Source organism: Phytobacter sp. SCO41 (assembly GCF_003073275.1).
Taxonomy (GTDB): Bacteria; Pseudomonadota; Gammaproteobacteria; order Enterobacterales; family Enterobacteriaceae; genus Phytobacter; species Phytobacter diazotrophicus.
The window spans coordinates 3,879,687-3,903,955 of the sequence record NZ_CP027225.1; the positions used below are offsets into that span (position 1 = coordinate 3,879,687).

The 24,269-nt window shown below is 55.1% G+C and carries 20 protein-coding genes; 16 read left to right on the forward strand and 4 right to left on the reverse strand.

What is annotated here, in order from left to right; genetic code table 11:
- The first annotated feature begins 48 nt into the window (after positions 1–48).
- The 4 genes from glnH (at position 49) to ybiO (ending at position 4,676) form a co-directional block, all read left to right on the forward strand.
- Positions 49–792: a glutamine ABC transporter substrate-binding protein GlnH gene (glnH, locus tag C5523_RS18925; protein WP_039077204.1), complete on the forward strand. Its 744-nt coding sequence runs from the start codon at positions 49–51 to the stop codon at positions 790–792.
- Between the two features lie 137 nt (positions 793–929).
- Entirely contained in the window at positions 930–1,589 is a 660-nt protein-coding gene (glnP, locus tag C5523_RS18930) for a glutamine ABC transporter permease GlnP (protein WP_071195613.1), read from the forward strand.
- Positions 1,586–2,308, forward strand: a complete 723-nt coding sequence (gene glnQ, locus C5523_RS18935; RefSeq protein ID WP_039077206.1) for a glutamine ABC transporter ATP-binding protein GlnQ — start codon at positions 1,586–1,588, stop codon at positions 2,306–2,308. The genes glnP and glnQ overlap by 4 nt, the downstream gene beginning before the upstream one ends.
- A 130-nt stretch (positions 2,309–2,438) precedes the next feature.
- A complete protein-coding gene (gene ybiO, locus C5523_RS18940) occupies positions 2,439–4,676 on the forward strand; it encodes a mechanosensitive channel protein (protein WP_108701773.1) in 2,238 nt (745 codons plus the stop codon).
- On the opposite strand, the gene rlmF is transcribed toward ybiO, so the two are convergent.
- Positions 4,639–5,601: a 23S rRNA (adenine(1618)-N(6))-methyltransferase RlmF gene (rlmF, locus tag C5523_RS18945; RefSeq protein WP_108701774.1), complete on the reverse strand. Its 963-nt coding sequence runs from the start codon at positions 5,599–5,601 to the stop codon at positions 4,639–4,641. The genes ybiO and rlmF overlap by 38 nt on opposite strands.
- Positions 5,602–5,696: 95 nt before the next feature.
- Here rlmF and C5523_RS18950 point away from each other — a divergent pair, with 95 nt between their 5' ends.
- The 3 genes from C5523_RS18950 to ybiJ all read left to right on the forward strand — a co-directional run bounded on the left by C5523_RS18950 (position 5,697) and on the right by ybiJ (position 7,235).
- Positions 5,697–6,311 (forward strand): flavin reductase family protein, encoded by a 615-nt coding sequence (locus C5523_RS18950; protein ID WP_107222929.1) that lies wholly within the window; start codon positions 5,697–5,699, stop codon positions 6,309–6,311.
- Positions 6,312–6,422: 111 nt separating this feature from the next.
- Positions 6,423–6,689 carry a DksA/TraR family C4-type zinc finger protein gene (locus C5523_RS18955; protein ID WP_039077210.1) on the forward strand — a complete coding sequence of 89 codons (267 nt, stop codon included), beginning with the start codon at positions 6,423–6,425 and terminating at the stop codon, positions 6,687–6,689.
- Between the two features lie 285 nt (positions 6,690–6,974).
- The gene (gene ybiJ, locus C5523_RS18965; protein WP_039077264.1) at positions 6,975–7,235 is read left to right on the forward strand and encodes a DUF1471 family protein YbiJ; all 261 of its coding nucleotides are present in this window, start codon (positions 6,975–6,977) and stop codon (positions 7,233–7,235) included.
- Positions 7,236–7,357: 122 nt separating this feature from the next.
- Here ybiJ and ybiB read toward each other — a convergent pair whose 3' ends face one another.
- Both ybiB and dinG read right to left on the reverse strand, forming a co-directional pair.
- On the reverse strand, positions 7,358–8,320 hold the full coding sequence (gene ybiB / locus C5523_RS18970; RefSeq protein ID WP_039077211.1) for a DNA-binding protein YbiB: 963 nt from the start codon (positions 8,318–8,320) through the stop codon (positions 7,358–7,360).
- A gap of 25 nt (positions 8,321–8,345) precedes the next feature.
- Entirely contained in the window at positions 8,346–10,487 is a 2,142-nt protein-coding gene (gene dinG, locus C5523_RS18975; protein ID WP_108701775.1) for an ATP-dependent DNA helicase DinG, read from the reverse strand.
- 420 nt (positions 10,488–10,907) lie between these two features.
- On the opposite strand from dinG, the gene licT reads away from it, so the two are divergent.
- From licT to C5523_RS19005, 5 genes are all read left to right on the forward strand, one after another.
- Complete coding sequence (gene licT, locus C5523_RS18985; RefSeq protein ID WP_039077213.1) at positions 10,908–11,762, forward strand: BglG family transcription antiterminator LicT; 855 nt, start codon at positions 10,908–10,910, stop codon at positions 11,760–11,762.
- 164 nt (positions 11,763–11,926) lie between these two features.
- Positions 11,927–13,768 carry a beta-glucoside-specific PTS transporter subunit IIABC gene (locus C5523_RS18990; RefSeq protein WP_108701776.1) on the forward strand — a complete coding sequence of 614 codons (1,842 nt, stop codon included), beginning with the start codon at positions 11,927–11,929 and terminating at the stop codon, positions 13,766–13,768.
- A gap of 11 nt (positions 13,769–13,779) precedes the next feature.
- Complete coding sequence (locus tag C5523_RS18995; RefSeq protein WP_108701777.1) at positions 13,780–15,252, forward strand: glycoside hydrolase family 1 protein; 1,473 nt, start codon at positions 13,780–13,782, stop codon at positions 15,250–15,252.
- A gap of 9 nt (positions 15,253–15,261) precedes the next feature.
- Positions 15,262–16,653 carry a glycoside hydrolase family 1 protein gene (locus C5523_RS19000; RefSeq protein WP_108701778.1) on the forward strand — a complete coding sequence of 464 codons (1,392 nt, stop codon included), beginning with the start codon at positions 15,262–15,264 and terminating at the stop codon, positions 16,651–16,653.
- 63 nt (positions 16,654–16,716) lie between these two features.
- Complete coding sequence (locus C5523_RS19005; RefSeq protein WP_108701779.1) at positions 16,717–17,676, forward strand: alpha/beta hydrolase; 960 nt, start codon at positions 16,717–16,719, stop codon at positions 17,674–17,676.
- A 414-nt stretch (positions 17,677–18,090) separates the two neighbouring features.
- Here the strand turns inward: C5523_RS19005 and rhlE are convergent, their stop codons facing one another.
- The gene (gene rhlE, locus C5523_RS19015) at positions 18,091–19,443 is read right to left on the reverse strand and encodes an ATP-dependent RNA helicase RhlE (RefSeq protein WP_039077218.1); all 1,353 of its coding nucleotides are present in this window, start codon (positions 19,441–19,443) and stop codon (positions 18,091–18,093) included.
- A gap of 301 nt (positions 19,444–19,744) precedes the next feature.
- Between rhlE and cecR the strand changes: the two genes are divergently transcribed.
- From cecR to C5523_RS19035, 4 genes are read left to right on the forward strand one after another with little or no spacing between them, the layout of a single operon-like run.
- A complete protein-coding gene (cecR, locus tag C5523_RS19020) occupies positions 19,745–20,419 on the forward strand; it encodes a transcriptional regulator CecR (RefSeq protein WP_039077219.1) in 675 nt (224 codons plus the stop codon).
- A complete protein-coding gene (hlyD, locus tag C5523_RS19025; RefSeq protein ID WP_108701781.1) occupies positions 20,416–21,411 on the forward strand; it encodes a secretion protein HlyD in 996 nt (331 codons plus the stop codon). Before cecR ends, hlyD begins: the two co-directional genes overlap by 4 nt.
- Positions 21,404–23,140: an ATP-binding cassette domain-containing protein gene (locus tag C5523_RS19030; RefSeq protein ID WP_108701782.1), complete on the forward strand. Its 1,737-nt coding sequence runs from the start codon at positions 21,404–21,406 to the stop codon at positions 23,138–23,140. The genes hlyD and C5523_RS19030 overlap by 8 nt, the downstream gene beginning before the upstream one ends.
- Positions 23,133–24,263: an ABC transporter permease gene (locus C5523_RS19035; RefSeq protein ID WP_108701783.1), complete on the forward strand. Its 1,131-nt coding sequence runs from the start codon at positions 23,133–23,135 to the stop codon at positions 24,261–24,263. Before C5523_RS19030 ends, C5523_RS19035 begins: the two co-directional genes overlap by 8 nt.
- The last annotated feature ends 6 nt before the right edge of the window (positions 24,264–24,269 follow it).

A 24,269-nucleotide genomic window follows, 5' to 3' on the forward strand; every position in this document is an offset into this window, starting at 1 on the left:
GCGTACGTTCTCGCAGGGGATCGCCCCGTGGATATAAAAGGAAAAACTATGAAGTCTGTATTCAAACTTTCCCTGGCTACACTCGCTCTCGCCTTTGCTGTTTCTTCCCAGGCTGCAAACAAACTGGTTGTCGCAACCGACACCGCATTCGTTCCATTCGAATTCAAGCAGGGCGACAAATACGTTGGTTTCGACGTTGATCTGTGGGCCGCTATCGCGAAAGAACTGAAACTGGATTACGAGTTAAAGCCGATGGATTTCAGCGGCATCATCCCGGCTCTGCAAACTAAAAACGTTGACCTGGCGCTGGCTGGTATCACCATCACCGAAGAACGTAAGAAAGCGGTTGAGTTCTCTGATGGCTACTACAAAAGCGGCCTGATGGTGATGGTTAAAGCCAATAATAACGACGTAAAAAGCGTAAAAGATCTCGACGGTAAAGTGGTTGCCGTGAAGAGCGGTACCGGTTCTGTTGATTACGCGAAAGCGAATATCAAAACCAAAGACCTGCGTCAGTTCCCGAACATCGACAACGCGTACATGGAACTGGGTACCAACCGTGCTGATGCGGTCCTGCACGATACTCCGAACATTCTCTATTTCATCAAAACCGCAGGTAACGGTCAGTTCAAAGCGGTAGGTGATTCACTGGAAGCACAGCAGTACGGTATCGCGTTCCCGAAAGGTAGCGACGAGCTGCGTGAAAAAGTGAACGGCGCGCTGAAAACGCTGCGCGATAACGGTACTTACAACGAAATCTATAAAAAATGGTTCGGTACCGAGCCTAAATAATATTTTGTTCTGTGCGGTAGTGTTGCCCGGCAGCGCTAAGCTTACCGGGCCTACGTAAGCAGACTTATCACCCGTAGGCCGGGAAACCGGCACTATGGGTGTTTGTATATTTCCACCACGGTTTACAGGAATTCATCATGCAGTTTGACTGGAGTGCCATTTGGCCTGCCATTCCGCTTCTGATTGAAGGCGCAAAAATGACGCTTTGGATCTCGGTCCTCGGCTTAGTTGGCGGCTTGATTATTGGACTGGCGGCAGGTTTCGCACGCACCTTTGGCGGCTGGATCGCCAACCACATCGCACTCGTTTTTATTGAGATTATTCGCGGTACCCCGATTGTTGTTCAGGTGATGTTTATCTACTTCGCCCTGCCCATGGCATTCAACGATTTGCGTATCGACCCCTTTAGCGCCGCCGTTATCACCATCATGATTAACTCGGGCGCGTATATCGCGGAAATCACCCGTGGTGCGGTACTGTCCATTCATAAAGGTTTTCGTGAAGCAGGCCTGGCGCTGGGGCTGTCTAAGGGTGAAACCATCCGCCACGTTATCCTGCCACTGGCGCTGCGTCGTATGCTGCCACCGCTGGGTAACCAGTGGATCATCAGCATTAAAGACACTTCTCTGTTCATTGTTATCGGCGTCGCCGAGCTGACCCGTCAGGGCCAGGAGATCATCGCCGGCAACTTCCGCGCCCTGGAAATCTGGAGTGCCGTTGCGGTTGTTTATCTGATCATCACCCTGGTGCTGAGCTTTATTTTGCGTCGTCTTGAAAGAAGGATGAAAATCCTGTGATTGAATTTAAAAATGTCTCCAAGCACTTTGGTCAAACCCAGGTGCTGCATAACATCGACCTGAACATTACCCAGGGCGAAGTGGTGGTGATTATCGGGCCGTCGGGCTCAGGTAAATCTACCCTGCTGCGCTGCATCAACAAGCTCGAAGAGATCACCAGCGGTGAGTTGATTGTTGATGGCCTGAAAGTGAACGATCCCAAAGTTGACGAGCGTCTGATTCGTCAGGAAGCCGGGATGGTGTTTCAGCAGTTTTATCTGTTCCCACACCTGACCGCGCTGGAAAACGTTATGTTTGGTCCGCTGCGCGTGCGCGGTGCGAAAAAAGACGAAGCCGAGAAACTGGCAAAAGAGCTGCTGGCGAAAGTCGGCCTTGCCGAGCGTGCGCATCACTATCCGTCTGAGTTGTCCGGCGGCCAACAGCAACGTGTGGCTATCGCCCGCGCGCTGGCGGTAAAACCAAAGATGATGCTGTTTGATGAACCGACCTCCGCACTCGACCCGGAGCTGCGCCATGAGGTGCTGAAAGTCATGCAGGATCTGGCCGAAGAAGGCATGACGATGGTTATCGTGACGCACGAAATCGGTTTTGCCGAGAAAGTGGCCTCTCGTCTGATCTTCATTGATAAAGGCCGTATTGCCGAAGACGGCAATCCACAGACGCTTATCGAGAACCCGCCAAGCCCGCGCTTGCAGGAATTCTTGCAGCACGTCTCCTGAGTTGTCGCTACCCTCTTCCCGTCGGGAAGAGGGTTATCTTCCCTTCTCCCCGGATTTATCTCATTTCCTTCGACGCGTTTCCCGGCATCTATACTTATCATTTTGCTGGACTTTCTCGCCGGAGGCACCCATGCCGTGGATCCTGTTACTCATCAGTCTTATTTGGCTGCCCGCGCAGGCGGCTGGTATTCCCGGCGTTACAACCGGGGCCACGAGCACACAGCCCACCGCCGAAACCCCAACCCCCGATATTGAGCAGAAAAAAGCCGCCTATGCCGCGCTGGCCGATGTGCTGGATAACCCGCAATCACGCCAGGAGCTGATTGATCAACTGCGCAAAGTCGCAGCGACACCGCCACAAGAACCCGTTCCCGTCATTACGCCACCGCAAATCGTTGAGCAAAAAACGGTACTGGAGAACGTTACGGAAGTCAGCAGCCACTATGGTGAAGAGTTCGCGTCGCGGTTTGCTCAACTCTATCGCAACATTACCGGCTCTCCGCATAAGGCGTTTAACCCGGAAACCTTTACCAGTGCCGCCGGACATTTTTTACTGCTCGCCATACTGGTGTTCGCCTTCTGGCTGCTGGTGCGTCTTGCCGTGATGCCGTTGTACCGCAAAATGGGCTACTGGGGGCGTAATAAAAACCGCGAGCGCAATAACTGGTTACAGCTTCCGGCGATGATTATCGGGGCGTTTATCGTTGACCTGCTGTTGCTGGCGCTAACGCTGTTTGTCGGTCAGATACTTAGCGCCAATCTGAATAATGGAAACCGGACCATCGCTTTTCAGCAAAGCCTGTTTTTAAATGCTTTTGCACTGATTGAATTCTTTAAAGCCATTCTGCGGCTTATCTTCTGTCCACGCATTCCGGAGCTGCGCCCATTTCGTATTGAGGACGACACCGCCCGCTACTGGCATCTGCGACTCAGTGCGCTGAGCAGCCTCATCGGCTACGGTTTGCTTGTCGCCGTGCCGATTATCTCCAATCAGGTGAATGTGCAGGTAGGCGCGCTGGCTAACGTGACCATCATGCTCTGTATTACCGTCTGGGCGCTGTATCTGATCTTTCGCAATAAGCGCATCATCCAGCACAACCTGATCCATCTGGCGGACCATTCACTTGCCTTCTTTAGTCTGTTTATTCGCGCTTTCGCGCTTATCTGGCACTGGCTCGCCAGCGCTTACTTCATCGTGCTGTTCTTCTTCTCACTCTTTGATCCCGGCAACAGCCTGAAATTTATGATGGGAGCGTCATTGCACAGTGTGGCGATTTTAAGCATCGCGGCGTTTCTTTCCGGCATGCTGTCGCGCTGGATTAATAAGACCATCACCCTGTCACCGCAGGTGCAGCGTAACTACCCGGAACTGCAAAAGCGGCTTAACGGCTGGCTTTCTGCGTCGATGAAAGCGGCACGAATCCTCATTGTTTGCGCCACCGTACTGCTGTTGCTCAACGCCTGGGGCCTGTTCGATTTCTGGTACTGGCTGACCTATGGCGCAGGCGAAAAAGCGGTTGATATTATTATTCGCATTGCCCTGATTCTGTTTTTCTCTGCCGTGGGCTGGACGGTGCTGGCAAGCATTATCGAAAACCGCCTCGCCTCCGATATTCACGGCAGGCCGCTTCCCAGCGCGCGTACCCGTACGCTGTTAACCCTGTTCCGTAACGCGCTGGCGGTGGTGATCAGTACCATCACGGTGATGATTGTGCTCTCGGAGATAGGCGTTAATATCGCGCCGCTGCTGGCGGGTGCCGGAGCACTGGGTCTGGCGATCTCTTTCGGTTCGCAAACCCTGGTGAAAGATATTATTACCGGCATCTTTATTCAGTTTGAAAATGGGATGAACACCGGGGATCTCGTGACCATTGGCCCGCTCACCGGTACGGTTGAACGGATGTCGATTCGTTCCGTTGGCGTACGCCAGGATACCGGGGCGTACCATATTATTCCGTGGTCATCGATAACCACCTTTGCCAACTTCGTGCGCGGGATCGGTTCGGTTGTCGCCAACTATGATGTGGATCGCCACGAAAACACGGAAAAAGCGAATCAGGCATTAAAAGATGCGGTCGCGGAGTTGATGGAGATGGAGGATATTCGTGGGCTGATTATTGGCGAGCCGACATTTGCCGGGCTGGTCGGACTAACCAATACCGCGTTTACGCTGAGGGTGACATGCACCACGCTGCCGCTTAAACAGTGGACAGTGCGCTTTGCGCTGGACAGCATGGTGAAAAAACACTTCGATTTAGCCGACGTTCGCGCGCCGGTACAAACCTACCAGATACTGCCCATGCCGGGCAGTACCCCTGCGCCACAAGCGGTTAACGCGCCGCAGCCGCCTGTTCAGCCTGCGCCTTAAATCGGGTTTGCGCCCAGCGCTTGCGCTGGGCCTCATCCTGAAATGTCCAGGCGATAAAGCGGCTCTGCTTCTGCCCTTGTGACATCTCTTTTTTGACCACGTTAACGGCACCGGCCTGGGTCAGCGCGCGATATAGCGGCGGTAAATTATCACCACGAGAAACCAGCGAGGTAAACCAAAGAACCTGACGCGCGAACTGTTTGCTCTCATCAATCATCTTGCTGATAAACGCCACTTCCCCGCCTTCGCACCACAGCTCCTGCTGCTGGCCGCCAAAGTTGAGCGCTGCGTCATTATCAAGCCCAAGATTGCGGCGTTTACGCTCACTGCCCGCCTGCGCAGCCTGCGCGCTGTCGTGAAAAGGTGGGTTACAGAGCGTGGCATCATACTGCTCATTTTTATGGATGATGCCCGCCAGGATCGCCGCCGGATCTTTTTGTCGACGTAAACGCACTGAACGGCTCAGGCCAGGATTGGCGTTGATAATCGCCTGTGCGCTGGCGAATGCGGCATTGTCGACTTCGCTGCCGGTGAAGCGCCAGCCATATTCATGGGCGCCAATCAGCGGATAGATACAGTTTGCACCGGTGCCGATATCCAGCACGCTGGCCTGCGACGGAACAGCCCCGCCCGTGTCCTGGGCGAGCAAATCGGCAAGATGGTGAATATAGTCTGCGCGACCTGGAACGGGTGGGCAAAGAAAGCCCGGCGGAATATCCCACTCTTTTACGCCATAAAAGTGCGCCAGCAGCGCTTTATTCAGCGCTTTCACGGCCAGGGGATCGGCAAAATTAACCGTCGGTTCGCCCGCCGGACTGGTAATCATAAATTCACGCAATGGGGGCATCGTGGCGCAAAGGGCGTCAAGATCGTAGCGGCTATTGTGACGGTTACGCGGGTGCAATCCCGGCTTCTGGGCTTTCATGGCTTTCTCCTGTTGGCAGCGGCGTAAGATACCCGTTGACGGCGGCAGGGTAAATAAGTGAGGCTAAAGAAACTCGCTTCCCAAAGGGACTCGCAATGTATTTTTACGAACCGTCTCAAGGCCATGGCCTGCCCCACGACCCGCTCAATGCGATTATCGGCCCACGGCCTATCGGCTGGATCTCCTCGCTTGATGGCGAAGGGCGACAGAATCTCGCCCCGTACAGCTTCTTTAACTGTTTCAATTACCGCCCGCCTATTATCGGCTTTGCCAGCAGCGGCTGGAAAGACAGCGTGCGCAATATTTGTGAGACCAAAGAGTTCGTCTGGAATCTGACGACCCGTGCGCTGGCGGAGCGAATGAACGAGACATCCGCCTCACTCCCACACGGCGAAGATGAGTTCGCCTTTAGCGGCCTGACCCCGCTTGCCAGCCGCATGATTAAAGCACCGCGTGTCGCAGAAAGTCCGGTGCATTTTGAGTGCCGCCTGTCTCAGTGCATTCAACTGACCAAAGCAAACGGTGAGGCGCTGGATAGCTGGCTGGTACTGGGTGAGGCGGTTGCCATTCATATTGATGAATCCCTGCTTGAAAATGGCATCTATCAGACGGCCAAAGCGCAGCCGATCCTGCGCGCGGGTGGCCCGACGGCCTATTACACTGTTACCGACGCGCAGCGTTTTGATATGCGTCGTCCGGATGATCGCTAAGGTATAAATATGTGTCAGGTGGACACTGTTTCGTTCACCCACACATTGAAATGGCGAATATTTGCGCAAATATTATACTGGTATGTCCTTACTCACTGAGGAGAAAACACAATGGCATCCGGTTGGGCAAATGACGGGGCGGTACAGGATCAAATAGACAGCACCATTGAAGATGCGGTGGCGCGTGCGCGTCACGACTTGCCGAAAGGAGAAAGCCTTAAAGAGTGTGCAGAGTGCGGCGAACCGATTCCGGAAGCGCGTCGCAAAGCGATTCCCGGCGTTCGTTTCTGTCTGCAATGCCAGCAACAGAAAGATTTACATAACTCTACACATGCAGGATATAATCGCAGAGGATCGAAGGATAGCCAGCTTCGTTGACTGTTCTTTACCTCTCTCATCAGCGCAAGCGGTTGCTTCCTTGCGCACAAAATTCCGCAGATAAAGTAGCATTCTGTGCCAGAAAAAAATCCCGCGGCTGCCGAAACGGCAAAATACATAATTTACATCAATAAATCACAATAATTTCATTAACTTGGTGATTGTTCAATTTTTTAGAACAAGGTCGTCAATTCTCTTAGATTTTCTCTCTCGCAAAAAACTGTGATACTTATCACATCGACGGAACAACGTCTCCTTAACAGAATAACCTGCGAGATTATGACCATGAAAACCATCAAATATGCTGTAGCCGCTATCGCTCTTTCAACCCTTTCTTTCGGTGCTTTCGCTGCACAGGCCATCAGCCCGTCTCAGGCACAGAGCATGAATAAAGTCGGTGTCGTATCTGCTGACGGCGCGACCACGCTGGACGGCCTTGAAGCACAACTGGCTGAGAAAGCAGCCGCCGCTGGCGCAACGGGTTACAGCATCACGTCCGCGAATAGCAATAATAAAATGAGCGGTACTGCGGTTATCTACAAATAAGAATGTTTTACCCCGTCGGCGACCCTCCGACGGACACTGCTCCAACCCTCATTGACCCTGTTGTTGTTACCCTTTTTGGCCCGTCCAGTGATGAGACGGGCTTTTTTTCGTTTAAACCACGCTTAAAAACTCGCGTCGATACGCGCTAATGCGCTCTCAAGCGTCTCTGACTCGCCGGTTGCCACCAGGCAGCACGCCATCTCAATTTTTATCGACTGAGGAACAGGCTCACTTCCGGCCAGGCAGCGTTCAATCCATTTAGCCGTGGTTTCGGCATCTTTGGCCGCAGGCAGAACGACATCTGTGAGTTCATCCTGACGTTCATAGATAACGCGGCTCCCCTGCGCATCAATCAGATTGATTTGCGGGCAGCGTTGTGGATTGGCGTAAACCTCCCCTTCCGTTCCGTGCATCAACAAACCTCGCCCACCGATATCGCTAAAGAATTTCCCCACACGCGAGACGTATTCGGGATGCGACACGCTGGAGAGGCGCAGCGCGGCGTCTTTCTCAAACGGTGTGGCCAGTTTCGCCAGCGTATGAGCGCTGTTACGCACGCCCATTATCCAGCGCAGCGCTAACTGTTTTTCCAGCGGCGGGCACAGCGCGCTCACCGGAATGTACACTGGCTGATGTCCATCGAGCCGTGCCTGGGCCTGACCCGCATGGTGCGTCGCCTCAATACCCAGCAGCGCGAAAATGGTTTCGCTGACTACCCGCGTCGGATCCTCGCTGACGCCGTGGACCACCACCGGGAAACCCAGTTTGTGCAATAAAATAGCCAGTAGTGGCGTCAGGTTTGCCTGTTTACGCGCACCGTTGTAGCTTGGGATAACAATCGGCATCGGTTTCGCGACCGGAGGCGTAAGGCGCATCGTACGTTGCTGCATAGCCTCGTAAAAACCGAGCATTTCCGCTTCGCCTTCACCTTTAATACGCAGAGCTATCAGGATGCCCCCCAATTCCAGATCGGGTACATCACCCTCCAGCATCCGGGTGTAAAGCCCCCGGGCGGTATCAAAATCCAGATCGCGGGCATGATTTTTCCCCCGGCCAATCTCTTTAATGATTTTGCGGTAATCCATCAAAACTCCTTACAGGCTCACAATGTCAGCGGCGCTTACGGCGGCTTTGTTTCGGTTTCTTCACTATAACGTCTGGTACATCTGGTTGGGAAATAGGAAAAACCGGCAGCGCGTCCAGCAGACGTTTGCCATAGCTTTTACTGAGCAGGCGGTTGTCATAAATCACCACTTCACCGTGACAACTGTGGCTACGTATTAAACGCCCCACCTGCTGAATCAGCGTAAAGGAGGCGCTGGGGAGACTTTGCACCTCGAAAGGGTATCGATTGAGGCTTTTAAGCCATTCGCCTTCGGTAATCACCACCGGGCTGTCGATAGGCGGGAAGGCAATTTTATGGATATGCACCTGGGTCAGGTAGTCACCTTTTAAATCAAGCCCTTCGGCGAAGGACTGCAACCCCACCAGCACGCTACGCTCGCCGCCGTCGATACGTTTACGGTGCAGTTCCACCAGACGGTAGCGCGGCTGATCGCCCTGCACCAGCAACAACAGGCGCAGATCGGTCACAAACGTCAAAAAGAGCTGCATCGCCCGCTGACTGGCGAACAAAACCAGCATCCCCCGGTGAGCGTTGCTCTCAACCTGTTCGCGGAAATAAGCCGCCATCTCGGCAAGATGTTCCGCCTCGTTCTCTACCAGCGGGGCATAGCGCATTTGTGGAATGACGATTTTGCCCTGCTCAACATGATTGAACGGCGAATCCAGGCTCACGAAGCGGTCGCCTGCTTTCTCTTTCAGCCCGCTCATCTCCTGAAGGCGCGAAAAACTGTTCAACGAGCGCAGGGTCGCAGAGGTCACAACAATATGCGGCACGCTGCGCCAGAGCAGTTTTTCCAGCTGATCGCTGACGCGAATGCCAACACAGTGGAAGTACATATGCAGTTGCCCGTCGCGCACTTCACGGGTTGCCCATTTTGTTACCGGCGCGCCAGAGGCCTGCGCCATTGCCGCCAGCCGCCATAACTTGCTTTGCGCCTCAAACATTCCCAGCGCCCGGTTCATCTGCAACAGAACCCGGTGCAGACGCACAATGTCGTGGCTGCCGGTTTTCTCGCTCAGGTCGTTGAGAAACAGTTCTGCCAGGCCGCGCAGCATATCGGTGAGTTTGGCCAGCCGCTGACAAATAGCCATCACCTCGTCGGGCAACTCCCCCATCGCAAACCGGTGTTCGGCCTCCTGGGCGGCGGGCATATATAAATTGAGGATGTTGTTAAGCGAAGCAATCAGTTCGTAGAGTTCTTCGCAGTGGGCATTCAGACGCTCAGGCGTCGCCAGCGGCGGCGTGGTTTTCGGGCGAAATTGCTCAAGGCAGGTCCCCACCAGCTTGCAGAAAAGGTCAAGTTGAAGACGAAACCAGGGGGCGGTGATCTCGGCACTCATCTCCAGCGCATCACGCGCTACATCCGGCAGATGATGGCCTTCATCCAGCACCAGCAGCAGGTTTTTCGGCTCCGGCAACACCGCCTCGCTTTCCATCGCCGCCATCACCAGCGCATGGTTAGCCACCACCACTTCGGCTTCCTGGATCTCACGCCGGGCGACAAAAAACGGGCATTCACGGTAGTAGTGACAATTACGATTGAGACAACTGGCTTTGTCGGTGCTGAGCCGCCGCCAGAGATCGTCTTCGATAGCCTGATCTGTATGATCGCGTAAGCCGTCCCACTTGTAGCTGTCGAGATCGGCTTTCAGCTTCGCGCAGCGCTTCTGCTCTTCCTGATTATTAGGGGTTAATTCGTCATCCAGAAAGGCCAGCAGATCTTGCTGCGAAGGCTCGGTGCTCGCCAGCGCGGTCAGGTTACGCGGGCAGACGTAGCGCCCACGCCCAAAGGCAGCGGTAAAGCGCAAATCGGGGATAATTTTACGCAGCAGCGGCAAATCTTTGCTGTAGATCTGATCCTGCAAGGCGACGTTGGCGGTACTGACCACCAGCGTTTTTTGTTCTTCACGGGCGATGGCAATGCCGGGAATGAGGTACGACAGGGTCTTACCGACGCCTGTCGGCGCTTCAATGGCCAGATGCCGCCCCTCTTCCCCGGCGAGCGTTTTCGCCACATCGGCGATCATCTGCCGCTGCGGTGCACGAGGAATAAAGTCCGGAATCTGTTGTTGCAACGCCTTATACCAGGCGGCAATTTGCGCTTTTAGCGCGGCGGTGAGGGCCATCGATAAACCTGAAACACTGTATAAACAGCCACTATTGTGGCATTTTTCACGTTTCAGGGGTAACGCTTTTTCGTATTACGGAAAGCCGCTCGCAAAAATGACTCTCGGCAAACCGCCACCCGGCCTCCCGCGGATAAAACCGTTCTTCGCATTCACCTGGTTAAGCCGGGTAAGGGTTCCGGGTTGCGACCTGACAGACATTTTCCGTCGCCGCGCCCGTTTTCGCAGACCGGATCACAATTTGACATACGAATTTACGCAACGCCTTTTGTCACATTGAATTATTTTTTTCGCGGTGCTAGGTTTTAACTGCATTACGCTTGTTACCGACTATCGGGCAAAACCTAAATGCAGACTGAGGGGCCAATCCGCCCATATCTGTATTTATGTCTTGCCCGTTTTTGTTTTCAGGAGTTGGCGATGCTGGTCAAACAAATATTAAATAATAATGTTGTCAGCGCAGTGGATGAGGATGGTCTGGAGGTTATTTTAACCGGTCGGGGGCTGGGGTTTAATACCCACAACGGTGCCAGCATCGACCGTGACGCCATCGATAAAATATTCCGTCTGGAAGATTCGCAAATTTCTGCTCGTTTTAAAGACCTGGTCAGCGAAGTGCCGGTGGATATTTTGCAGTTAACCGCCGATATCATCACTCACGCCCGCAGCGTACTGACGCACAAGCTCAGCGATGGGCTCTATGTGACCCTCGCAGACCACCTGCATTTTGCGCTGCAACGCCAACAAAACAATGAAGTTTTACCCAATCCGCTGGAGTGGGAAGTTCGCCATTTCTACACCGCGGAATACGCCATTGGCCGCCAGGCGCTGGGGATGGTTGTCGCCCGCACCGGAACATTATTACCCGACAGCGAGGCGTGTAGTATCGCTCTGCATATTGTGAATGCCGGGCTCAATGACACCATGGGAAAAACCGCACAAATTACACGGCTTATTTATCAGTTACAAAACATTGTGAAGTATTTTTTTAATATCCCGCTTGATGAGCATAGTCTGAATTACCAGCGATTTATTACTCATCTCAAGTTCTTTGCCCAACGGGTGATTGATGGGGTGGTGTTAAATAATGACGACGAAGAGTTCTTCGAACTGGTCCAGCGCCGTTATCAAACTACGCTGAAATGTGTCGAAGCAATGAATGAGTTCGTCAGCAAGAATTATCACCACCCCATGAGCAACTCGGAAAAGCTCTACCTTGCGGTGCACATCGAGAATATTGTGCAGCGGACGGTGCCCGACGCAGGGAAAGTTTAACGCGTCAGGAAGTCTGAAACATATCGTTATTCCATCCAGGCTTGTTACTGTTCATCCCCTAAATAGACGGGTAGATCAGGCAAACCCCAGAGGAAACAAGGTCCCGGCAAACGCCGGTCATTGTGGATGAAGTCGGTTTTTGACTTCAGTCTGGAGGAATTTTTATGAATTATCAGGACACGGTTCGCCAAATCATCGACAGGATTGGCGGCAAAGAGAACGTACTCTCACTGTTTCACTGCATTACCCGCCTGCGTTTTCTGCTTAAGGATAACGACAAGGCTGACCGCGCCGCCCTCGAAGCTCTTGATGGCGTCATGGGTGTGAATATTTCCGGCGACCAGTTCCAGCTTATTATTGGTAACGACGTCGAACCCTTGTGCAAAGCCCTACTCGCAGTGCTCCCCGATCTCGACAATGCCGCTCGCCCCACCAAACGGCGTAACCCGGTTTCGGTGGTACTGGAAGGCCTGTCGAGTATTTTTTCGCCGATTATTCCGGCCATTGCCGGGGCCGGTATTCTGAAAGGTATGCTGGCGTTGATGGTGGCCATGCAATGGGTGGAAACCACTAACCAGACCTATCAAATCCTGCTGGCAATCAGTGACGGCGTTTTTTACTTCATGCCGTTAGCGCTCTCCTTTAGCGCAGCGAAGAAATTCGGTGCTAACCCTTACGTTGCGGTCGCACTTGCCGCCGTTCTCTTTCATCCGGCTATCCAGACATTGTTTAAAGCCGGCGCGCCGGTGAATTTTATCGGCTTACCGGTTCCCACCGTGAATTACGCCTCAACGGTGATCCCGATTCTGCTTGCCGTGTGGTTGCTTAGTCGTGTTGAGCGCCTCATTGACCGCTTTATGCCCGGCCCGCTGAAAACCATGTTTGTGCCGTTGCTGTGCCTGTTGATTGTCACGCCCATTACCCTTATCGCCATCGGCCCGGTGGGGATTTATACCGGCAATGCCCTCTCTGGCGGCATTATCTGGCTGGTGGAGAATATGGGGATCGTGGCAGGCGTCGTGGTCGGCGGCACGCTGTCGCTGATCATCATTACCGGCATGCACTATGTGATCGTGCCGATCATGATCAATAACATCAGTACCATGGGCTTCGACCCTATCAAGATCCTTTTTTACATTGCCAACCTCGGGCAGGCCGGTGCCGCCTTCGGCGTCTTCTTGCGTGCTCGTGATAAAAAGCTCAAATCACTGGCGTTGACCACCAGCTTTAGCGCCATGATGGGGATTACCGAACCGGCGATGTACGGGGTCAACATCCGCTACAAACGGCCTTTTGCCGCAGCGTTAGCAGGCGGGGCTTGCGGCGGTGCCTTCGCCATGGCGATGGGAGTGAAAACCTACGCCTTCGCTTTAAGCGGCCTGCCTGGTCTTCCGGCGCTGGTGGGCCCAACCTTTTTGTGGGCGCTGGTCAGTATCGCCATCTCCTTTGTCTGTGCCGCCACCCTCACGGTGATTCTGGGGTTTGAAGAAGCAGCCCAGCCGGTGGTCGCAGGCGTAAGCCCGATGCCCATCGCCCGCTCAGAAGAGAAGCTGTTTGCGCCAGTAAGCGGTGAGCTGAAAGCGCTTAACACCCTGAGCGACCCGGTCTTTGCCGACGAGATTTTCGGCAAAGGACTGGCAATTTATCCCACCACCGGTGAGTTACGTTCCCCTGTTAACGGCAAGGTGGCATCGGTCTTTGAAACTCACCACGCGCTGGCGCTGCAAAGCGATACCGGGGCGGAAATCCTGATTCATATCGGTATCGACACCGTCAAACTCGGCGGCAGGCACTTCACCAGCCATATCGAGGCCGGACAGTTTATCGAAGTGGGCGACCTGCTGGTCACCTTTGATCTTGACGCCTTACGGGCCGAAGGCATTGATCCGAGCGTCATCCTGGTGGTGACCAACAGTGAATGCTACGGCGATATCAGCCCGGTTAAAGCGAACGGCGATGTTGCCAGCCGCGACGAATTTCTGACACTGACCGCATCAGCGGCATGAGGAGCAAGCGCATGACATTTTCTAAATCATTTCCGGAAGGGTTTTTGTGGGGTGGCGCGACGGCGGCAAACCAGCTCGAAGGGGCGTGGAACGTCGATGGCAAGGGGCTGTCCGTGTCCGATGTCTATACCTTTGACATCAATACGCCCAAAGAGCGCTGGCTCGATCAATGGCTGGGAATGACCCACGCGCAGGTGCGTGAAGCGCAGGATCCGAACAGCGCCAAATATTACCCGAAACGCAAGGGCAATGACTTTTACCACCACTTCAAAGAGGATATCGCTCTCTTCGCCGGGATGGGCTTTAAATGCTTCCGCATGTCGATTGCCTGGACGCGTCTCTTCCCGCGTGGTGACGAAAGCGAGCCTAACGAAGCCGGGCTTAAGTTCTACGACGAGGTGTTTGACACCCTGCACTCTCACGGTATCGAACCGATTGTTTCCCTCTCCCATTACGAAATGCCGCTGGCGCTGGTGACCGATTACGGCGGCTGGCCGAACCGTCAGTTAGTGGATTTCTATGTGCGTTTCGCCACGACCTGCTTTACCCGTTATCGCAAAAAAGTGAAGTACTGGATGACCTTCAACGAGATTAACTGCGTGAAGCACCACCCGTACGTCAGCGTCGGGGTGATTGAAGAGGATAACCCGCACCTGGAGCAGGATAAATACCAGGGGGCGCATCACCAGTTCGTCGCCAGCGCCCTGGCGACTAAAGCCTGCCATGCGATCATTCCCGACTCGAAAGTCGGCTGCATGATCAGCTACCAGATGCTCTACCCCCACACCTGTCACCCGGACGATTTGCAGGCCTGCGAAGAGATGCAGCGCGTGTCGCTGTTCTTTAGCGATGTGCAGGCGCACGGCTACTACCCGGCTTATACCGACCGTATGCTGGCAGAGAAAGGCGTCACGCTGCAAAAAGTGGTGGGTGACGATGAGATCCTGCGTCAGCACCCGGTGGATTTCGTCTCGTTCAGTTATTACATGTCCAGCACCGTCAGCGCCCACCCGGAAAAACTGGAAGGGGCCGAGGGCAACCTGATCACCGGCGGTGTTCGTAACCCGCATCTGCCCACCAGCCAGTGGGGCTGGCAGATTGATCCGAAAGGGCTGCGCCTGGCGCTAAATCAGTTATATGACCGCTATCAGAAGCCGCTGTTTATTGCCGAAAACGGTCTTGGCGCAGTGGACACGGTGAATCCGGACGGCTCTATCGACGACGATTACCGCATTGAGTATCTGCGTCTGCATATCGAACAGATGCGCGAGGCGCTGGCCGATGGCGTGGATCTGTTTGGTTACACCTGGTGGGGGCCAATCGACGTGGTGAGCGCGGGCACCGCGCAAATTTCCAAACGCTACGGGTTTATCTATGTCGATCAGGATGACATGGGTAACGGCACCCAGAAGCGTTCCCTGAAAAAGAGCTACCACTGGTACAAAAAAGTGATCGCCTCCAATGGCGAAGATTTGGCGGATTAAGGAGTGGATATGTCTGTTTTCCCGAACGATTTTTTATGGGGCGGTGCCATTGCCGCCAACCAGGCAGAAGGGGCATGGAATGTGGACGGCAAAGGGCCGTCTATCTCCGATGTGGTACGCGGCGGTATCGCCTCCGGCAAACACGATGCGGTTATCGATCCGCATAAATACTACGCCAGCCATGAAGCCATCGATTTCTATCACCATTACAAAGAAGACGTGGCGCTGTTCGCTGAGATGGGCTTTACCTGTTTTCGCACCTCTATCGCCTGGACGCGCATCTTCCCGCGTGGCGATGAAACCTCGCCTAACGAGGCCGGGCTGAAATTTTATGATGACCTGTTTGATGAGCTGCTGAAATATGGTATTCAGCCGGTGATTACGCTCTCCCACTACGAAACACCGCTGGCGCTGTATCAGGAGTATGGCGGCTGGAAGAACCGCAAACTGGTGAATTTCTTCACCCGCTACTGTGAGGTGGTGTTCAGGCGTTATCGCGAGAAGGTCAAATACTGGATGACCTTTAACGAACTGAACAATATGAACCGGATGCCCTTTGCGACAGGCGCGGTTGACCCCAGCTCCACGCCGCAGGAGCTATATCAGGCAAACCATCATCAGTTTGTCGCCAACGCGCTGGCCAACAAGCTGTGTCATGAGATTATCCCGGACGCGAAGATAGGTTGCATGCTGTCGCTGAGCACGGTCTACCCGGCCACCTGCAACCCGGAAGATATTTTCTCGACCATGCAGTTGCGCCGCCGTTCACTCTTCTACTCTGATGTGATGATGCTGGGTGAATATCCGGCCTGGACACCACGCCTGTTTCGCGAGCAGAACATTGAGCTGGTCATGGAGGATGGCGATCTCGACCTTATCGCCCGTTACCCGTCCGATTACCTGGGCTTTAGTTATTATCGCAGCGTGCTGCATCAGGCTGGCGGTGAGTTTCGCGTCGATACTGGCGGAACCGTCGGTCAGGACAATCCGTATCTCGAAAAAACCGCCTGGGGCTGGCCGATTGACGCCAAAGGTTTCCGTATCGTCTGCAATGAACTGGCGGACCGCTATCGTAAGCCGCTGTTTGTCGTCGAAAACGGCTATGGCGGGGTGGATGAGCCAGATGAAAACGGTGTCATCAACGATACCGCGCGTATTGATTATGGTCGCCAGCATATCCGTGAGATGGGCGAGGCCATTGCCGATGGCTGCGACATCATGGGTTACACCTGGTGGGGACCGATTGATATTGTCAGCGCCGGGACCGGCGAGATGAAAAAACGCTACGGTTTTATCTATGTCGATAAGGACAACGACGGCAACGGTACGCTAAAACGCAGCAAAAAGCGCAGCTTTGACTGGTATAAGCAGGTTATCGCCAGCAACGGCGAAACACTGTAAGGTAATGACGGAGCGGGAGATTTCCCGCTCTGCAAATATTACCGAGACAGACAAGGCTACATGATGAACACATGGAATTTGGTCGATCCTGAATTACGCCCGGCACTGGCGGATAGCCGCCCCCTCTCCCTGACACAAGACGCTCTCGTTGCCCTTCGCCAACAACGCCAGCAGGCAGCGCTGGCTAACGTGCAAAGTTTCCGGGACATTGGGTTATCGGTGGAAGAACATCTTATCTCCTCACCCGCACATCCTGCAGTCAGAGTCTGTGTCATTACCCCCGCTACGCCGGGGCAGAACCGAATGGGCATTTTGCATATTCACGGCGGCGGTCATCTTTTCGGTAGCCCGGAGCAGTCACTGTCGCTGACCAGCGCCACCGCGTTGCAACACGACTGCGTGATTGTCTCTGTCGATTATCGTCTGGCACCCGAAACGGTCTTTCCGGGATCGCTGGAGGATTGTTACGCCGCGCTGGTGTGGATGAGCGAGCAGGCCACCGCACTCGGTATCCATTCTGACCATATTGGGCTGATGGGCGACAGCGCAGGGGCCGGACTTGCGGCCTCGCTGGCGCTGCTGGCCCGCGATCGCAATGGCCCACGTATTGCCTTTCAGAACCTGATGTTTCCGATGCTCGATGATCGTACGGTGACGGAAGAAAACCCGAATCCGGTGACCGGTGAGTTTGTCTGGACGCGTGAATATAACCGTTTTGGCTGGCGATCGCTGTTGGGCTGCGAGCCGGGCTCGGAGGGGGTGTCGGCTTATGCTGCGCCGGGACGAGCAACGGATCTGACTAATTTGCCACCTACCTGGCTCGGCGTGGGCACGCTGGATCTGTTTCTTGATGAGAATCTTCGCTTTGCGCAGGCGTTAATCCGTGCAGGCGTGGCGGTAGAAATGAATGTGTGGCCTGGGGCGTATCACGGCTTTAACTCTGATCCGCAGGCGCGCGTGGCCCAGCGGGCGCGGGAACAACGTCAGGCATGGATTGCACAATTCAGGCCGACGGCGGTATAAGCTTTTCCTTTTCCCCCTCACCCCTACCCTCTCCCTCCAGGGAGAGGGAGAAAAACAGAGCTGAATTCAGCTCGATCGGCCCTCTCATCCCTCCAGGAAGAGGGAGAAAAACAGAGCCGAACTCAGCTCGATCGACCCTCTCATCCCTCCAGGAAGAGGGAGAAAAACAGAGCCGAATGCAGCTCGATCGACCCTCTCATCCCTCCAGGAAGAGGGAGAAAAACAGAGCTGTACTCTGCTCAATCGGCCCCCTCTCTCTCCAGGGAGAGGGAGAAAAACAGAGCCGAACTCAGCTCGATCGGCCCCCTCTCTCTCCAGGGAGAGGGCTGGGGTGAGGGGAACATACAGCCCCTTACTCAAACCCAAAAACAAAAAGCCCTGCACGCGGGCAGGGCTTCTTAATCACATCAGGCGTCAGGCGCTCGCCGCGGGTTTACGCGGGCGACGACGGCGCGGTTTCTCACCCGCCGGTTTACTTCCTTCCTGAGTACGTGGCGCTTTCGCTTTCGGCGCGCCACCGTCGTTACGGCGTGGCTGCTGTTGTCCGCGACCACCGCCACCGCCCTGACCACGACCACCACGGCCCTGGCTCTGACGACCATTCACAATCGGCTCGGCCTTGATAGACGGATCGGGCTCGTAACCCGGCAGAGCGATACGTGGGATCTCTTTTTTCAGCAGGCGTTCGATGTCACGCAGCAGTTTATGTTCATCGACGCAGACCAGCGACAGCGCTTCACCGGTTGCCGCAGCACGACCGGTACGGCCAATACGGTGTACATAATCTTCCGGCACGTTCGGCAGCTCGTAGTTCACTACGTGCGGCAGCTCTTCGATATCCAGACCACGGGCCGCAATGTCGGTTGCAACCAGTACGCGGATATCACCCGATTTAAAGTCTGCCAGCGCACGGGTACGCGCGCCCTGACTTTTGTTACCGTGGATAGCCGCGCTGCGAATACCGTCTTTATTCAGTTGTTCAGCCAGATGGTTCGCACCGTGTTTGGTGCGGGTGAAGACCAGCACCTGCTGCCAGTTGCCTTCGCCAATCATCTGGGAGAGCAGCTCGCGCTTACGTTTTTTGTCGACCATGTGAACGTGCTGCGTTACCTGCTCAGAAGCGGTGTTGCGGCGCGCCACTTCGATTTCCAGCGGGTTGCGCAGCAGCTTTTCGGCCAGGCCTTTGATGTCATCCGAGAAGGTCGCGGAAAACAGCAGATTCTGACGACGCGCAGGCAGTTTAGCCAGCACGCGGCGGATATCGTGGATAAAGCCCATGTCCAGCATACGGTCAGCTTCGTCCAGCACCAGGATCTCCACGCTGTCCAGTTTGACGGCGTTCTGGTGTTCCAGATCCAGCAGACGACCCGGCGTGGCGACGAGGATATCGACACCGCTACGCAGCTTCATCATTTGCGGGTTAATGCTCACGCCGCCGAAAACCACCAGCGAGCGCAGGTTCAGATATTTGCTGTAATCACGTACGTTTTCGCCGATTTGCGCGGCAAGTTCGCGCGTTGGCGTCAGGATCAGCGCACGCACCGGGCGACGGCCTTTCGCGTGCGGCTCTTTTTGTACCAGACGTTGCAGCAGCGGCAGCGTAAAGCCCGCGGTTTTGCCAGTACCCGTCTGGGCGCTCGCCATCAGGTCGCGGCCTTCCAGCACCGCTGGGATCGCCTGTTGCTGAATAGGGGTTGGCTCACGGTAGCCCTGCTCGTCAACAGCACGCAGAATTTCCGGGTTCAGGCCAAGGGAATCAAAAGACATAACAACTCCGCACCGCCCCGACCATAACAGGTGTAGTTTTCGAGGAGATAATAATATGACAGATGACAAAAACCACAATGTCATGAAGGGGCGGAGTGTAACAGCTTTTGTGACACAGCGCATAAAATATCGCTCTGCTAATCATTGAAGAAATATTTCTCCGATTTTCCCAACCCGTATGGCCCGTGGCCTGGGGAACGGCACGCTATTTTTAGCGGTAAGAGAGTGATAACACCCGACTGGACACGGTGAAAAAATAGCCATAAAGTTAATCAATCGATTGATTAACTTTATTCCACCGATGAATATGAACTCGACGACCAGTAAAGGTGAGCAGGCCAGAAACCAGTTGATTGCCGCTGCCCTCGCACAGTTCGGCGAATACGGGTTGCATGCCACCACGCGCGATATCGCTGCGCTGGCCGGGCAGAATATTGCCGCGATCCCCTACTACTTCGGTTCAAAAGAGGATCTCTATCTCGCCTGCGCCCAGTGGATCGCCGATTTTATTGGCGCAAATTTTCGCCCCCACGCCGAAGCCGCCGAAATCCTGTTTACCCAGGCGGAACCCGATAAAGAGGCGATACGTGAACTGATTCATCGGGCCTGCAAGAATATGATTATGCTGCTCACCCACGATGACACGCTGAATCTGAGTAAATTTATCTCGCGCGAACAGCTCTCCCCTACCCGCGCCTACCAGTTAGTTCATGACCAGGTGATCGCCCCGTTGCACAGCCATCTTACCCGGCTGATTGCGGCTTACACCGGCAGAGAAGCCAATGATACGCAAACCATTTTGCACACCCATGCGCTGATCGGCGAGATCCTCGCCTTCCGCCTGGGTCGGGAAACCATTTTACTGCGCACCGGATGGGCGCAATTCGACGATGAGAAAGCCGACCTGATTTGCCAGGTCATCACGTGCCATATCGATCTTATCCTTCAGGGATTAACAAGGAGTTCCGGGTTATGAAAAAGCCTGTCGTCATCGTGTTGATTGTCGTTATCGTACTCGCCGCGCTTGGCGGGGGCTGGATGTGGTATCAAAGCCGACAGGCAGCCACCCTCACGCTCTACGGGAATGTGGATATTCGCACCGTAAACCTCAGTTTCCGGGTCGGCGGACGTCTCGCTTCACTTGCGGTAGATGAGGGGGATGCGATAACCGCCGGGCAGAAGCTTGGCGAAATCGACAAAGCCCCTTACGAGAATGCCCTTATGCAGGCACAAGCCAATGTCTCGACGGCGAAGGCAAAATACGATCTGGTCACCGCGGGCTATCGCGATGAAGAGATTGCCCAGGCGGCGGCGGCGGTCAATCAGGCGCAGGCGGCCTATGATTACGCGCAAAACTTTTATCAGCGCCAGCAGGGGCTATGGAAAAGCCGGACCATTTCCGCCAACGACCTGGAAAATGCGCGTTCCTCCCGCGACCAGGCGCAAGCCACACTGAAATCGGCAAAAGATAAACTCAGCCAGTACCGTACTGGTAATCGCCCGCAGGAGATAGCCCAGGCCAAAGCCAGCCTCGAACAGGCACAGGCGCAACTGGCGCAATCACAACTGGATTTGCAGGATACCCAACTGGTGTCGCCTTCTAATGGCACTCTGCTCACCCGCGCCGTGGAGCCGGGTAGTATGTTGAATGCCGGGAGCACCGTTCTGACGCTCTCCCTGACCCGCCCGGTTTGGGTTCGCGCCTACATCAGTGAAGCCAATTTACATCAGGCCCAGCCCGGTCAGACGGTATTGTTGTACGTTGATGGCCGCCCCAATAAGCCTTACCACGGCAAAATTGGCTTTGTTTCCCCGACGGCTGAATTCACCCCGAAAACCGTGGAAACGCCGGACTTGCGTACCGATTTAGTCTATCGGCTGCGCATTATCGTCACCGACGCCGATGACGCTCTGCGCCAGGGGATGCCGGTTACCGTGAGCTTCGACAATGGAGCACGGAATGAGTGAGGCAACCATCCGTCTGAACGGCCTGGTCAAGCGCTTCGCCGGGATGGAGAAACCCGCCGTCGCCCGTCTGGACTGCACCGTGAAAGCCGGATACGTCACGGGGCTGGTTGGCCCGGATGGCGCGGGGAAAACCACGCTGATGCGTATGCTCGCCGGGCTGATGAAACCCGATGAAGGCAGCGCGGAGGTTATTGGCCTGGATCCCATCGCCAACAACAGCGAACTGCATGCCTCGCTCGGTTACATGCCGCAAAAATTCGGCCTGTATGAAGATCTCACGGTGATAGAAAACCTCAACCTGTACGCCGATCTGCGCAGCGTCACCGGGGAACAGCGCCAGGAGACTTTTGCCCGACTGCTTGAATTCACCGCCCTCGCCCCCTTTACCGGGCGGCTGGCGGGCAAGTTGTCCGGCGGCATGAAACAAAAACTGGGGCTTGCCTGCACCCTGGTCGGGCAACCGAAAGTGCTGTTGCTGGACGAACCCGGTGTCGGCGTGGACCCGATATCACGCCGTGAACTGTGGCAGATGGTGCATACCCTCGCCGGGGACGGCATGCTGATTTTATGGAGCACCTCTTATCTGGACGAGGCCGAGCAGTGCCGCGATGTGCTGCTGATGAACGAAGGGGAATTGCTTTATCAGGGCGAACCGCGCGCGCTGACGCAAACCATGGCCGGGCGCAGTTTTCTCGCCAGCAGCCCGCAGGAAAACAACCGCCAGTTATTGCAACGCCTGCTGAAACTGCCGCAGGTCAGCGACGGGATGATTCAGGGGCGTTCGGTGCGGGTGATTCTGGCGAAAGAATCAACGGTGGACGCACTGCGCAGCGCATCGTCACTGACCCGGTTAGACATCGAAGAGACCGCGCCGCGCTTTGAAGACGCGTTTATCGACCTGCTGGGCGGTGCCGCGTTCACCCAGTCGCCGCTGGGGGCCATTCTGCATACCGTGGAAGGTACGCCGGATGAGACAGTGATCGAAGCCCGGCAACTGACGAAAAAATTTGGCGATTTCGCCGCCACCGACCACGTCGATTTTGCCGTCAAGCGCGGCGAGATTTTCGGCCTGCTCGGGCCGAATGGCGCGGGGAAATCCACCACCTTCAAGATGATGTGCGGGTTGCTGGTCCCCACCTCCGGCAAAGCGCTGGTACTGAATATGGATTTAAAAACCAGCTCCGGCCAGGCACGCCAGCATCTTGGCTATATGGCGCAAAAATTCTCCCTTTACGGCAACCTGACTGTGGCGCAAAACCTGCGCTTTTTCTCCGGCGTCTACGGCCTGCGGGGACGGGCGCAGCAGGATAAAATCACACGGATGGTGGACGCGTTTGGCCTTAAGGCGATAGCCAATCAGGCAACCGACGCCCTTCCTCTGGGCTTTAAGCAACGCCTGGCGCTGGCCTGCGCGCTGATGCATGAGCCGGACATTCTGTTCCTCGATGAACCGACATCCGGCGTCGACCCGCTGACCCGCCGCGAGTTCTGGCTGCACATTAACAGCATGGTGGAGAAAGGGGTCACGGTCATGGTCACCACCCACTTTATGGATGAAGCCGAATATTGCGACCGCATCGGGCTGGTCTATCGCGGTAAACTTATCGCCAGCGGCACGCCGGATGCCCTGAAAGCGCAAACGGCCGATGCGGAGCACACCGACCCGACGATGGAGCATGCCTTTATCACGCTGATCCATAACTGGGATAAGGAGCATCACGATGCATAGCCCTCTCTCCCTGCGTCGCGTGCGCGCGCTCTGCGTCAAAGAGACGCGCCAGATTGTGCGCGATCCCAGTAGCTGGCTGATTGCAGTGGTGATCCCGTTAATGCTGCTGTTTATTTTCGGCTACGGCATAAACCTGGACTCCAGCAAGCTCCGCGTGGGCATTTTACTGGAGCAGCACAGCGAAGAGGCGCTGGACTTCGCCCATACGATGACCGGCTCTCCGTGGTTTGACGCGACGGTCAACGATAATCGCCAGCAATTAATTCAGATGATGCAGGCCGGGCGCATTCGCGGGCTGGTGGTCATTCCGGTGAATTTTGCCGAACAGATGGCGCGCCCCGGTGAAGATGCCCCGCTACAAGTGATCACCGATGGCAGCGAACCCAATACCGCCAACTTCGTTCAGGGCTATGTACAGGGGATCTGGCAGGTCTGGCAACAGCAGCGGGCCGACGATCGCGGCGAAAGTTTCGAACCGCTGATTGACGTACAGATGCGCTACTGGTTTAACCCCGCTGCCATCAGCCAGCATTTTATTATCCCCGGCGCGGTCACCATCATCATGACAGTGATCGGCGCGATCCTCACCTCGCTGGTGGTGGCGCGCGAATGGGAGCGCGGCACCATGGAGGCGCTGCTTTCTACCGAAGTTACCCGTACTGAACTTCTGCTCTGCAAGCTTATCCCCTACTACTTCCTCGGAATGCTGGCCATGTTGCTGTGTATGCTGGTGTCGGTATTTATTCTCGGGGTGCCGTATCGCGGTTCGCTGGTGATCCTGTTTTTCATCACCAGCCTGTTTCTGCTCAGCACTTTGGGGATGGGGTTACTGATTTCGACCATTACGCGAAATCAGTTCAATGCCGCACAGGTGGCGCTTAACGCCGCCTTTTTGCCGTCGATCATGTTGTCCGGGTTTATCTTCCAGATTGACAGTATGCCTGCGGTGATCCGGGCGGTGACCTACATTATTCCGGCGCGCTACTTCGTCAGTACCCTACAAAGCCTGTTTCTGGCAGGCAATATCCCGGTGGTTCTGGTCATCAATGTGCTGTTTCTGTTGGCTTCGGCAATCATGTTTATTGGCCTGACGTGGGTGAAAACCAAACGGCGGCTGGATTAGGGAGGC

Excerpts from the sequence above, each read along its gene's own strand:
- glnH (WP_039077204.1), top strand. The coding sequence starts at position 49 with ATGAAGTCTGTATTCAAACTTTCCCTGGCTACACTCGCTCTCGCCTTT.
- glnP (WP_071195613.1), top strand. The coding sequence starts at position 930 with ATGCAGTTTGACTGGAGTGCCATTTGGCCTGCCATTCCGCTTCTGATT.
- ybiO (WP_108701773.1), top strand. The coding sequence starts at position 2,439 with ATGCCGTGGATCCTGTTACTCATCAGTCTTATTTGGCTGCCCGCGCAG.
- rlmF (WP_108701774.1), bottom strand. The coding sequence starts at position 5,601 with ATGAAAGCCCAGAAGCCGGGATTGCACCCGCGTAACCGTCACAATAGC.
- C5523_RS18950 (WP_107222929.1), top strand. The coding sequence starts at position 5,697 with ATGTATTTTTACGAACCGTCTCAAGGCCATGGCCTGCCCCACGACCCG.
- C5523_RS18955 (WP_039077210.1), top strand. The coding sequence starts at position 6,423 with ATGGCATCCGGTTGGGCAAATGACGGGGCGGTACAGGATCAAATAGAC.
- ybiJ (WP_039077264.1), top strand. The coding sequence starts at position 6,975 with ATGAAAACCATCAAATATGCTGTAGCCGCTATCGCTCTTTCAACCCTT.
- ybiB (WP_039077211.1), bottom strand. The coding sequence starts at position 8,320 with ATGGATTACCGCAAAATCATTAAAGAGATTGGCCGGGGGAAAAATCAT.
- dinG (WP_108701775.1), bottom strand. The coding sequence starts at position 10,487 with ATGGCCCTCACCGCCGCGCTAAAAGCGCAAATTGCCGCCTGGTATAAG.
- licT (WP_039077213.1), top strand. The coding sequence starts at position 10,908 with ATGCTGGTCAAACAAATATTAAATAATAATGTTGTCAGCGCAGTGGAT.
- C5523_RS18990 (WP_108701776.1), top strand. The coding sequence starts at position 11,927 with ATGAATTATCAGGACACGGTTCGCCAAATCATCGACAGGATTGGCGGC.
- C5523_RS18995 (WP_108701777.1), top strand. The coding sequence starts at position 13,780 with ATGACATTTTCTAAATCATTTCCGGAAGGGTTTTTGTGGGGTGGCGCG.
- C5523_RS19000 (WP_108701778.1), top strand. The coding sequence starts at position 15,262 with ATGTCTGTTTTCCCGAACGATTTTTTATGGGGCGGTGCCATTGCCGCC.
- C5523_RS19005 (WP_108701779.1), top strand. The coding sequence starts at position 16,717 with ATGAACACATGGAATTTGGTCGATCCTGAATTACGCCCGGCACTGGCG.
- rhlE (WP_039077218.1), bottom strand. The coding sequence starts at position 19,443 with ATGTCTTTTGATTCCCTTGGCCTGAACCCGGAAATTCTGCGTGCTGTT.
- cecR (WP_039077219.1), top strand. The coding sequence starts at position 19,745 with ATGAATATGAACTCGACGACCAGTAAAGGTGAGCAGGCCAGAAACCAG.
- hlyD (WP_108701781.1), top strand. The coding sequence starts at position 20,416 with ATGAAAAAGCCTGTCGTCATCGTGTTGATTGTCGTTATCGTACTCGCC.
- C5523_RS19030 (WP_108701782.1), top strand. The coding sequence starts at position 21,404 with ATGAGTGAGGCAACCATCCGTCTGAACGGCCTGGTCAAGCGCTTCGCC.
- C5523_RS19035 (WP_108701783.1), top strand. The coding sequence starts at position 23,133 with ATGCATAGCCCTCTCTCCCTGCGTCGCGTGCGCGCGCTCTGCGTCAAA.